Genomic DNA, 9,714 nt, shown 5'->3' on the forward strand with positions numbered 1-9,714 from the left:
GATTTTTACTATTGCACGAAGCATCCTGCGCACGCTGCGTGGTCGGCTTGAATCTTTCTGGCAAACGACTCGTGGTGTTCGGGTGCGGTTACGTCGGCTCGGCCGTGGCGCAGGCCGCGCTCGTGGCCGGTGCTCGCGTGGAAGCGCTCACGCGCAATCCAGCGAAGGCCGAAGCATTGCGCGCGCAGGGACTGCACAAAGTGGTCGTCGCCGAACTCGCCTCGACCGACTGGCACGATCAACTCGAGGCGGGCGCCGATTTCCTCGTGAATTGCGTGAGCTCCGGTGGCGGTGGCGTGGAAGGTTACCGTCAGTGTTATGTCGCGGGCATGGAGTCGATTCTCGAATGGACCGAAAAAAGCGACGCGCCCGTCGGCACTTTAGTTTACACGAGCAGCACCTCGGTCTATCCGCAAGGCGAGGGCGCGGTCATCGACGAAACCCAGCCCGCGGAAGGCGCGACGCCCAATGGCGCGATCATTCGTGAGTCGGAAAAATTACTTGAGGCCTCGCTGATCGCCGCGTGCCGGCGGTGGTTTATTTTACGGCTCGCGGGAATTTATGGCCCGGAGCGTCATCATCTGCTCGATCAGTTGCGCGCAGGGGCGGCCACGCTGAATGGCTCCGGCGATTACCACCTGAACCTCGTGCAGCGCGACGACATCGTAAAAGCGATTTTCGCGTGCCTGGTCGCGCCCGAAGCAACCGGAAGTCAGATTTTCAACGTGGCGGACACCGCGCCCGCGTTGCGCGGTGAAGTCGTGGCATGGCTGGCGGAAAAACTCGGCCGCCCGGCGCCCGGATTTGACGGCACGACGACGAATCGACGCGCCGGCTTGCCGATGCCCGATCGCCTTATCAGCAGCGCAAAAATCCGCCGCACCCTCGGCTGGCGACCGGATTATCCCGATTACCGCGCAGGGTTCGAAAAATTATTGTCGCGTTAACTTTTTCCGGGTTTCAACTCGAAGCCTCAGTTTTCGCCTCTCGCGAACTGCGATCTTAACCCTCAACCTTTCTCCACTATGGCCGGCGTAGGCAAACTCCTCAAACAAGCCCAGAAAATGCAGAAGCAAATCGAGACGATGCAATCATCGCTCGAGACGCGCGTGATCGATGTATCGAGCGGCGGCGGTGCCGTGCAGATCAAGGTCAACGGCGCGGGCAAATTTCAATCGATCGTGCTCGATGCGGAATTTTTGAAGGAAGACAAAAAACTCATCGAAGAAACTCTGCTCAATGCCGTGCAGGAAGCCGCGCAGAAAGCGAAAGAGTTGAACGAGTCCGAGATGGCGAAGATTTCCTCGGCGTTCCAGATGCCGGGCATGTTCTGAGTCAGCCGTGACCCCTGCGCTCGAAGCGCTGCAAAAGCAGCTCAAGCAACTCCCGGGAGTGGGCTTCCGCTCGGCGGAACGCATTGCGTTGCACCTGCTGATCGAGAAACCGCAGCATTTGCCGGAGTTGATCACCGCGCTCGAAAACGCCGCGAAAAATGTGCGGCGCTGCACGGTGTGTGGAAATCTGGCCGAAGAGGAGACCTGTCCGATTTGCGAAGACGAGAAGCGTCGCAGCGGCCAGGTGTGCGTCGTTGAATACGTGCAAGATCTCGCGGCGATCGAACGTTCCGGCGCGTATCGCGGGCGCTATCATGTGTTACATGGAAAACTTTCGCCGATTCGCGGGGTTTCGCCGGAGGATTTAAATCTTTCCACGCTCCTCGGGCGGATTTCATCCGGGGAAATCACGGAGTTGATCCTTGCGCTTTCCAACGACGTGGAAGGCGAAGCGACCTGCCATTATTTAACCGAGCGTCTGCCGAAAACCGGCGTGAAGGTGACGCGCATCGGTTTCGGATTACCCAGCGGCAGCGGCGTGCTTTACGCGGATGCGGTTACCTTGAAGAGCGCGTTGGATGCGCGCCGGGATTATTCCTGATTCACGGCTTGCCGGGTCGGCAGAGGGCGGCTTTAGTCCGCCTCGATTAATGCGGGCGTAGTATATCGGTATTATGCGTGCTTCCCAAGCATGAGAGGAGGGTTCGATTCCCTCCGCCCGCACCAGTTTCGCGAGGTCGGGTTAGCTCTAAAAATCAGACTTCAGAGCTAAGCCCCTCGGAAAATCGTTTACAGGATTGCACACGCTTTCACGGGATTGGAGCCAGTTTGGTTCTATTCTTGGCAACAGACTGGCAACGCGAGGAGGTTGCGAGCAATGCAAGTTAAGGGTCCATTTCCAAACCCGCGCCGGCCGAGCTCGCCGTGGTATCTTTCGTATTTCGTGCCCAAGTTGCAGAAAGACGGAACGCCGGTGTTAGTTGAGGGAAAATTAGAGCTCGAGCGACACCGCCCGCACTACCGGACGAAGGCTGCGGCCGAGGCGGATAAGCCGCGGATCCTGTCGCAGTATGCCACCTCCGGAACCGGCGCCTTTGTTCACTCGCGGGCGGCGCAATTGGAATACGAGAGCGCTAAAGCAAAGCTGCCCGCTGGGATCTCATTAATGGTAGCAGCGGAATATTACGCCGAACACCACCCGCAAGGGAAGGTCACTCTGATAGAAGAGGCACGAATTTCTTTTCTCGCATGGGTCGAGCGAGTGAAAGGAAAGCAAGTGCATCACAAGGACCTTAAGTGGCGCACTGACCATTTTGTCCAGGCATTCGCCGGCCGCGTCCCTGCATCTATTAAGAGAAGGGAGATTATGGACTATCTCCTCGGTCTCCCATTCAAGCCGCGCGGGATCCAGAATCAGAAAGCCGCGCTCACAAACTTTTTCAATTGGATGATGACCGAGGCGGAGCTCATGAAGGCGAGCCCCGCAGCTGGCATCACAAAAGAGAAGCTTCCGACCGTCATCCTCGAGGAGATCGAATTTTTGAAAGTCGCGGAGGCTCGGCACTACCTGCGCACGTGCGAGCGATACGATCCCGACATTGTCGCACACGAAATTATTCAATTTCTCTCAGGCGTCCGCGCTGACGATGAAATGGCGGATTTCTCCGGAGATTTCATCCTCGAGGAGACGCGAGAAATCGTGATGCCCGTAGCGATCACCAAGACGGGAAAGCGCGAAGTGATCGACATGGTCGAGGAAAGCTTTTGGGCATGGTGGAAAGTTTACGGGCGAAGGGGCATTTTGCGGCCGACCAACTATCTCAAACGTTGGCGCCGGATCCGGATTCTTTCCGCGAGCGTGGACCAGGCCGAGGCCGACACGCTCGCGCGGTTGCCCGTGGAGACGTTGCTCAAGCATCCCCTGGCGAAGGCGAGACTTGGTGCTTGGTTATTCAACGCTCGCCGGCGGACGTTCTGCACTCACCACGTTGCCAAATATCAGAGCGCAGGAAAAACGGCGCTTATTCTCCGCCAACGAGGCGGCGAACAAACCCTGCATGACAGCTATCGCGGGCTCGGAGTTACGCAGGCAAAAGGCATCGAATTTTTCGAGATGCAGCCGCAAAAAGTCGGGGAGCCAATTCTCGCACTTAAGCCCGTAAGAAAAGTTTTGCGCATGCCAGCGCCAGTTATTTTGCCGACTGAATCGGAGCGGGCGGCGTGCTAATTGTTTGCCGGCAAACTTCAAAAATTGGTCGTCAGATATGGCGAACTAAGCTTCTATCGGCGATTAACTCGTCAAAATGGGCGACTTGAACGAGCCGAATAATGCCTATCAAGAGCTCTTCTTTCGATTCATCACGGCAGCGAGAGCCGATTTCACTTCGTTACGTTCCGTCAATGCCTCGTTCATTAGACGCGCAAGTTCTCCTAAAATCGTTTCGGCATGCTGTGCGCGCTGCAGGCATTCGGCATCTGACATCGTGTGAATTCCTTCGCTAAGCTCGTCGTGGAGCAGACCAAGGGGGTTGTGTCCTCCGATTAACAAGACGGCAGGAATGGCGTCTACAGATTTAAGGATTTCAAGTGCCTTTGAAAACTGGCGTTCCTCTGCAGCTGCTTTCAATGCATAGACTTGTTGCACCGGAGCACCCGTTTTGACCGCTACGTCTAAGACCGAATTTACTAATGTCAGCTTATTGCTTTCTACGATTCTGCGATAGTAGGCATACGCTCCGACTCCCAACCCGCGTGCTATTGAGCGGCGTGCTTGAAGAAACATGTCCCTATTTTCCTCACCAATTAGTTTATAAATGCCTCTCGGAATCGGTGAACCGAAGGAGGGCGACTGGAACACTTTATGGCACTCCGCCCGCCCGACACCGAGCCTTTTGTCCATGGAAACTCCGAACGATTTTGCGCTTTGTCCCACGCAATCGACGCAGGTGTATCGCGAAAATTTGAAATTATTAAATGAATCTCTGTCCCGCAATTCATGCCGTCGAACGCCATCACAGACGGAACAATGGTGGCGAATATTTGCCGGCCAATTAACCGAGGGGACTTGTTCAACAGTAAAAAAGTTCGCGACCAACCGAACACTATTGATTGGAACTTCAACCAGTAGTTGCTCGAGGTTGCATTGAGGAATCTTTGGCTCCGCATCAGCGGCGGGTGCTAGGAGGGTTGGCATTTGGGGAATTGAGTGGTGAGAGAAGAAGTAGGCAGGCGTTGTTGATTTAGGCGAACTTGAATACTTGAGCATGAGGCTCCCGTTGGGGGTATGAATGCAAATGAACTCATATGTCTTTGGTGAGTTGATTTGCGCGTATCGAATTAACGTTTACAGTGCGGCGGAATGAGCGCTGACGAATCTTTACTAAGCTTCACGACTGCTTCCCGAGAAATCATTAAACGACTTCATCAGGCCGAGATTGTCACGCTCGACGACGCCGCGCCCGACGAAGAGGAACTCTATGCCTACCGGATGCGGGCGTTTACCAGCATCGTTACGGACTACTTCCCGAGCGCTACTACTGAGCAAATTGCCTTACTCGAATTGGACGCAGGCACTTTCTTCCCTGAGCGCGTTGATTACGTTTCGGAGAAATTCACACGGGTGCTTATGCGAGAATTTGCCGCGACACCGCCGCGCGCAATTTGGGAGTGAGCAATGTGTAACCGGATTTCGGCCGCTCACCGCGAAGCGATCAAACTCTACGGAGAAGAGATCGCTCACGCCATGTTTATAGGCGATGAATGGGGCCGGCGTTACAACATCCCACCCACAGGTGACGCGCCCGTGATTGCCGATGACGCCAAGGGCAAACGACATTTCGGCCTGATGCAATTCGGCATCCGGCGCGCGCATCCCGACGTGCCTCTCGGCCTCAACGCGAAAAGTGAGCACATGCTCTGGCGCTGGAAACCTTACATAAACAACCGCTGCATTATCGTTTGTGACGGCATGTTCGAATGGGAGCCTGCGGGCAAATTGAAGCTACCGTGGCGCTTCACCGTGAAAGACCAAGATGCGTTTGCGATCGCGGGACTCTGGCGGCCGGCCTCGGAGACTGATGCCAAGCAGTTCGTGCTCGTCACAACCGAAGCCAACGCAAGCTTCGCCAAGGTTCATCCGCCTAAACGTATGCCCGTGGTGCTCGATCCGGAACAAGCGCGCGAATGGCTCGATCCTGCAGCGCTTGATAGCTCGCGCGTGAAAAAACTCTGCGTGCCTTTTCCAGATGCACGCATGGAAATGCACCGTGTGACTACCAAGATGAATTCCAATAATTACGAGGAGCCTGACGCCATCGTCCCGCTCGACGCTGTTGCCGAACCGGCAAAGAACGTGCCCAAGCCTGAGCAAACCGAACTTTTTTGAGCCGATGGAATTTAGAACGTCCGACAAGTTATTCTTAACTTATGAGCACTGGCGTAGTCCGGTTCCATTTAATGCGAACTGCATTTCGTTGAAGGCGCCGCCCGATGAACCGTTCGGGACGTCAGGGGATGTCGTAGAGATAGAGGGCACGCCTTACGCGCTTGTCGGTTGGGAGGAGAACGTATTCTGGGGCGCGCCGCTAATTCGCGCGGGAATCAAACGTCTTCCTCCAGGAACCGAACATGATCTCGTCACGGGCGTGTATCGCGGAATAATAAAGTGGGACACGATCAGGAAGTTTGAGGGCATCGTGATCGACGGATGGGGCAAAAAGCTCAATGCGCCAGGTGATGTGCAACCCACAGTTTGGCCATTGAAACGGCTGGATGACGACCCAAGACCGACCTTTAAAGGCTAAGTTGGCGTCAACAAAAAATCCGGCGAAGAAATTGAAGCGCGGAGTTTTTAAGACTTGCGCGGGGTGAGGGGCATTAGTGTTCAACTGAACACGTGCTAGTCACCGCCATCAATCCCGTTGCACTCGAAGGCCGTAAGCTCGCGCTTCCGCTCGTGGCGGCCGCGGTGCCGGCGGGCTTTCCTTCGCCTGCGGACGACTACCTCGACGGCACGCTCGACCTAAACGAGCACCTGATCCGGCATCCCGCGGCAACCTACCTTGTTTACGCGCGTGGCGAGTCCATGTTCGCGGCCGGCATTCGTGACAACGCGCTCCTCATCGTGGATTGCTCCGCGACTGCGAAGGACGGCGACACGGTAATTGCGACGGTGGAGGGGCGTAACACGGTTAAGTATCTCCGCAAGCGTGACGGCGTCTATTGGCTCGAGGCGGCAAGCGGGAGTTATAAGCCGATAAAGCTTTGCGACGAGGACTCGATTTTCGGCGTCGTGCTTTATTCGATTAATTCGCACCGATGAGAACCGCGCCATGTTCGCCCTCGTTGACTGTAATAATTTTTACGCGTCCTGCGAACGCGTGTTTCGCCCCGATCTGAAGGGCAAGCCGATCGTCGTCCTCTCTAATAACGACGGCTGCGTAATCGCCAGGAGCGCGGAGGCGAAGGTGCTCGGGTATGAAATGGGCGATCCGTATCACCTCGCCCGTGAGAAGCTTCAGCGCGAAGGCGTCGCGGTGTTCTCGAGCAACTACACGCTTTACGGCGATCTCTCCGCGCGCGTGTTGCACACGCTGACACCCTTTGCGGAGGAAATTGAAAACTACTCAATCGACGAATCGTTTTTGCGCTTCTCGCCTGGTCCGGAGTGGCAACCGCTCGCGGAGAAGATTCGAGCTACCGTGCGCAAACATACGGGCGTTCCGGTGAGCGTTGGCGTTGCCCCGACGAAAGTATTGTCGAAACTCGCAAACAAGATCTCGAAACGGCGGCCGGAGCTGCGCGGCGTGTTCGTGATGCCCGCCGGCGATGAAAAGGACGAGCTTCTCAAGACATTTGCGACCGGTGATCTCTGGGGCATCGGCCGACAGTTGTCCGCGCGTTTGGCGGCAAACAATGTCCACACCGCTTTTGATCTTATGCAGCTTGAGCCCGAGGTGGCGAAAACAGTCCTGACGATCGTAGGACAACGGATCGTTTACGAGTTGCGCGGAATTTCCTGTCTCGCAATCGAAGATGTGATCCCCGCGAAGAAAAATATCATTTCCTCGCGGTCGTTCGGCCGTGCGATCACCGACAAAGCGGAGATGCTCGAGGCCGTCGCAGCTTACGCGAGCCGAGCCGCTGAAAAGCTCCGCAAGGACGACAGCGTTTGCGCGCACGTGCGGACGTTTATTGAAACCAATCCCTTCGTGCCGAACGCTCCGCAATACTTCAACTCCGCCGGCTACACCCTGGACACGGCGACCAATTCGACGCCCGAGCTCGCGCGCGCGGCTTGCAACGCGCTCGAGGTTATTTGGCGGACCGGCTACCGCTACAAAAAATGCGGTGTCATGCTGCTTGATCTCCATGCTAGTGCGGAGATCCAAAGCGCATTCTCAACACCGGAGCCGGAAAAACTTGCGAAGGCGCGGCGCGCAATGGCGGCACTCGACGCCGTGAACAAAACCTTTGGCCGAGGCGCGGTGCAGATCGCAACCGCCGGCATTGCGCCGCCCTGGTCAATGAAGCGCGGCATGTGTTCACCGCGTTACACTACGCGTTGGACCGAGCTTCCGATCGTAAGCTGCTAGTGTAAATTGCATTGAGTAGTGCAAACTCTTAAAAATGAACAGATTATACTAAAAAGAATCACATTTTACATTTGTTGTTTACAAATAATTCAATATTTCGGGAAACCATTATTAAGGGATTACGTGTTAAAAAGCGTAAATCATAATACGTAAACACTTCTTTATCACTAGTTTAAAACTGGGCAAAAAATACCCAGAAATAACTAGACGAACTGGCCGAAAAGTAGGACTATACAAATGCAAAGTCTCAGTCGGTAGAACGACTGAGACTTGTAAATCGCCTCTGTAGCTTAATTGGATAAAGCGCCGGTCTGCTAAACTGGGAGCTCTGGGTTCGAATCCCAGCAGAGGTAATCTGCCGAGTATCAAACTTGGTTAGCCAATTGGCTTCGATTTGATACCGCTAAAATTGTTTAACTATTGCTTACCGAGCAAGCATCAATTTTTACAAAACAAATTTGTAAGTCATTGATTTTAAACATCAGTTTTTACAAAGCGCCCTGATTTTTTCGAAAAGCAAAAGAAAACAAAAGAAAACAGGGCAAATTCGAAGTGCAAAATTGGTGTCTTTTTCACTTACAAAACCATCTCGGTTCTCGGTTGCACTTTCTGATGATAATTTCGCTTTAGGCTAGGCCCTCGGCTTTGCGGATCTGCTGCACGCGCGAATCGTGCGCGTCGTAAATTTCCTCTTTGAGCTCCGCGTCGATTGCATTGCGCAAGGCCTCGGGGACGTCGCTTTGTTTTAACCGCGTGCGCACTCGCTCAATTCCGCGCACCGTCGCGTTGAGGGTATTCATGGCGGCGCCGCCAGCCTGGCTGATCAGCCATTGCCCGCCGCGTGACAACGGCTCTAGGGCGGGAAAGAATTTTGCGGCCGTTGGCAGCACCCAGGCAATGACGACGAACGCGAGGAAGCCCCATTTCGCATAGAAGCCCCAAGCGTCAACCGTCGCGGCGAGCGCCATCGCTTCACCGGTGGCAACGTTGAGTTTTCCGGTGAGGGTTGCGATCTCGCCGCGCAATTGAGTTTCGCGATCGACGGAAGCGTTGAGCCCTTTTTCGAGATCTGCGATGCGCTCGCGGCCACGTTTGTTTTCTTCGAGCACTGGCGAGAGGGCGAGGGTGACCGTTTCTTTGATCGCCGCGCGCAACGCCGGCGCGAGATCCGTGTTGCGGCCGGCGGCGAGCGCTGACTCCGCCTTTTCCGCGAGCTCGGCTCCGAGCGCGACCTCGGGCGTGCGATGTTCGGCCGGCACCCGGGAGAGTGCCTCATTCGTGCCGGCGATCAGTTGATGCGCGACCTCGAGTTGCTTGGAATCTTGCGCGGTTGTTTCGGATTTTTTCGCTTCGAGCTTTTGCTCGAGCTTATCCACCTCGCGCGTTTTCCGGCGTTGAGACAGGGACGGGCCAAAGAGCCAGCCAGCAACCAGCACGATGCCGATCGCGATGAGCACGCCACCATCTATGGCGGCACGGGTTTTTCTTTGAGTAATCATAAAATGTTTACCGGCGAACGGGCGTTAGTTGACGGGCTCAATCGTGAGTTTGTAGGTTTTGCCGCCTTTGAAGAGGTCAAGAGCCTCGTCGCTAAGATTGGCCAACATGATGGGATCAATCGACGGGGAGACCGCCGGCTTGCCGTCTTTGAATGCGGCGTCGTTTCCTGGCTTAGCCGCTTCGCCTTCGGTGACGTGGTTTAGTTTCGCGACATTGAGCACAGTGCCAGGCTTGGGCGAAGTGCTGCCGGCAGATTTACAGAACACATGGATGACGATTTTATTCAT

General features: G+C 55.2%; 12 protein-coding genes and 2 tRNA genes. 11 read left to right on the plus strand and 3 right to left on the minus strand.

Annotated elements, in window-relative coordinates; all coding sequences use genetic code 11:
- The first annotated feature begins 11 nt into the window (after positions 1–11).
- The 5 genes from ACRRQW_RS16530 (at position 12) to ACRRQW_RS16550 (ending at position 3,561) form a co-directional block, all read left to right on the plus strand.
- Positions 12–947 (plus strand): NAD-dependent epimerase/dehydratase family protein, encoded by a 936-nt coding sequence (locus tag ACRRQW_RS16530; RefSeq protein ID WP_438482705.1) that lies wholly within the window; start codon positions 12–14, stop codon positions 945–947.
- Positions 948–1,025: 78 nt separating this feature from the next.
- A complete protein-coding gene (locus ACRRQW_RS16535; RefSeq protein WP_438482706.1) occupies positions 1,026–1,334 on the plus strand; it encodes a YbaB/EbfC family nucleoid-associated protein in 309 nt (102 codons plus the stop codon).
- Positions 1,335–1,341: 7 nt separating this feature from the next.
- Positions 1,342–1,935, plus strand: coding sequence for a recombination mediator RecR (gene recR, locus ACRRQW_RS16540; RefSeq protein ID WP_438482707.1), 594 nt, complete (start codon positions 1,342–1,344; stop codon positions 1,933–1,935).
- Positions 1,936–1,986: 51 nt separating this feature from the next.
- Positions 1,987–2,060 (plus strand) — tRNA-Gly (locus ACRRQW_RS16545).
- A gap of 217 nt (positions 2,061–2,277) precedes the next feature.
- Positions 2,278–3,561 carry a hypothetical protein gene (locus ACRRQW_RS16550; RefSeq protein WP_438482708.1) on the plus strand — a complete coding sequence of 428 codons (1,284 nt, stop codon included), beginning with the start codon at positions 2,278–2,280 and terminating at the stop codon, positions 3,559–3,561.
- Between the two features lie 108 nt (positions 3,562–3,669).
- On the opposite strand, the gene ACRRQW_RS16555 is transcribed toward ACRRQW_RS16550, so the two are convergent.
- Complete coding sequence (locus ACRRQW_RS16555) at positions 3,670–4,599, minus strand: hypothetical protein (protein ID WP_438482709.1); 930 nt, start codon at positions 4,597–4,599, stop codon at positions 3,670–3,672.
- Between the two features lie 93 nt (positions 4,600–4,692).
- Here ACRRQW_RS16555 and ACRRQW_RS16560 point away from each other — a divergent pair, with 93 nt between their 5' ends.
- From ACRRQW_RS16560 to ACRRQW_RS16585, 6 genes are all read left to right on the plus strand, one after another.
- Positions 4,693–5,004, plus strand: a complete 312-nt coding sequence (locus ACRRQW_RS16560; RefSeq protein WP_438482710.1) for a hypothetical protein — start codon at positions 4,693–4,695, stop codon at positions 5,002–5,004.
- 3 nt (positions 5,005–5,007) lie between these two features.
- Complete coding sequence (locus ACRRQW_RS16565) at positions 5,008–5,718, plus strand: SOS response-associated peptidase (RefSeq protein WP_438482711.1); 711 nt, start codon at positions 5,008–5,010, stop codon at positions 5,716–5,718.
- A 4-nt stretch (positions 5,719–5,722) separates the two neighbouring features.
- Positions 5,723–6,136, plus strand: a complete 414-nt coding sequence (locus ACRRQW_RS16570) for a hypothetical protein (protein ID WP_438482712.1) — start codon at positions 5,723–5,725, stop codon at positions 6,134–6,136.
- Positions 6,137–6,228: 92 nt separating this feature from the next.
- Positions 6,229–6,654 (plus strand): translesion error-prone DNA polymerase V autoproteolytic subunit, encoded by a 426-nt coding sequence (umuD, locus tag ACRRQW_RS16575; RefSeq protein ID WP_438482713.1) that lies wholly within the window; start codon positions 6,229–6,231, stop codon positions 6,652–6,654.
- Between the two features lie 10 nt (positions 6,655–6,664).
- The gene (locus ACRRQW_RS16580; RefSeq protein WP_438482714.1) at positions 6,665–7,927 is read left to right on the plus strand and encodes a Y-family DNA polymerase; all 1,263 of its coding nucleotides are present in this window, start codon (positions 6,665–6,667) and stop codon (positions 7,925–7,927) included.
- 279 nt (positions 7,928–8,206) lie between these two features.
- A tRNA-Ser gene (locus ACRRQW_RS16585) sits at positions 8,207–8,280 on the plus strand.
- 273 nt (positions 8,281–8,553) lie between these two features.
- Here the strand turns inward: ACRRQW_RS16585 and ACRRQW_RS16590 are convergent.
- Both ACRRQW_RS16590 and ACRRQW_RS16595 read right to left on the minus strand, forming a co-directional pair.
- Positions 8,554–9,426, minus strand: a complete 873-nt coding sequence (locus ACRRQW_RS16590) for a hypothetical protein (protein WP_438482715.1) — start codon at positions 9,424–9,426, stop codon at positions 8,554–8,556.
- Between the two features lie 24 nt (positions 9,427–9,450).
- Positions 9,451–9,714: a hypothetical protein gene (locus tag ACRRQW_RS16595; protein WP_438482716.1), complete on the minus strand. Its 264-nt coding sequence runs from the start codon at positions 9,712–9,714 to the stop codon at positions 9,451–9,453.

Origin of the sequence: Oleiharenicola lentus, from assembly GCF_051660365.1 — a bacterium.
Classification (GTDB): Bacteria; Verrucomicrobiota; Verrucomicrobiia; order Opitutales; family Opitutaceae; genus Lacunisphaera; species Lacunisphaera lenta_A.

Bases quoted from the DNA above. Each gene is read 5' to 3' on its own strand.
- ACRRQW_RS16535 (WP_438482706.1), top strand. From the start codon at position 1,026: ATGGCCGGCGTAGGCAAACTCCTCAAACAAGCCCAGAAAATGCAGAAG.
- ACRRQW_RS16555 (WP_438482709.1), bottom strand. From the start codon at position 4,599: ATGCTCAAGTATTCAAGTTCGCCTAAATCAACAACGCCTGCCTACTTC.
- ACRRQW_RS16560 (WP_438482710.1), top strand. From the start codon at position 4,693: ATGAGCGCTGACGAATCTTTACTAAGCTTCACGACTGCTTCCCGAGAA.
- ACRRQW_RS16565 (WP_438482711.1), top strand. From the start codon at position 5,008: ATGTGTAACCGGATTTCGGCCGCTCACCGCGAAGCGATCAAACTCTAC.
- ACRRQW_RS16570 (WP_438482712.1), top strand. From the start codon at position 5,723: ATGGAATTTAGAACGTCCGACAAGTTATTCTTAACTTATGAGCACTGG.
- ACRRQW_RS16580 (WP_438482714.1), top strand. From the start codon at position 6,665: ATGTTCGCCCTCGTTGACTGTAATAATTTTTACGCGTCCTGCGAACGC.
- ACRRQW_RS16590 (WP_438482715.1), bottom strand. From the start codon at position 9,426: ATGATTACTCAAAGAAAAACCCGTGCCGCCATAGATGGTGGCGTGCTC.
- ACRRQW_RS16595 (WP_438482716.1), bottom strand. From the start codon at position 9,714: ATGAATAAAATCGTCATCCATGTGTTCTGTAAATCTGCCGGCAGCACT.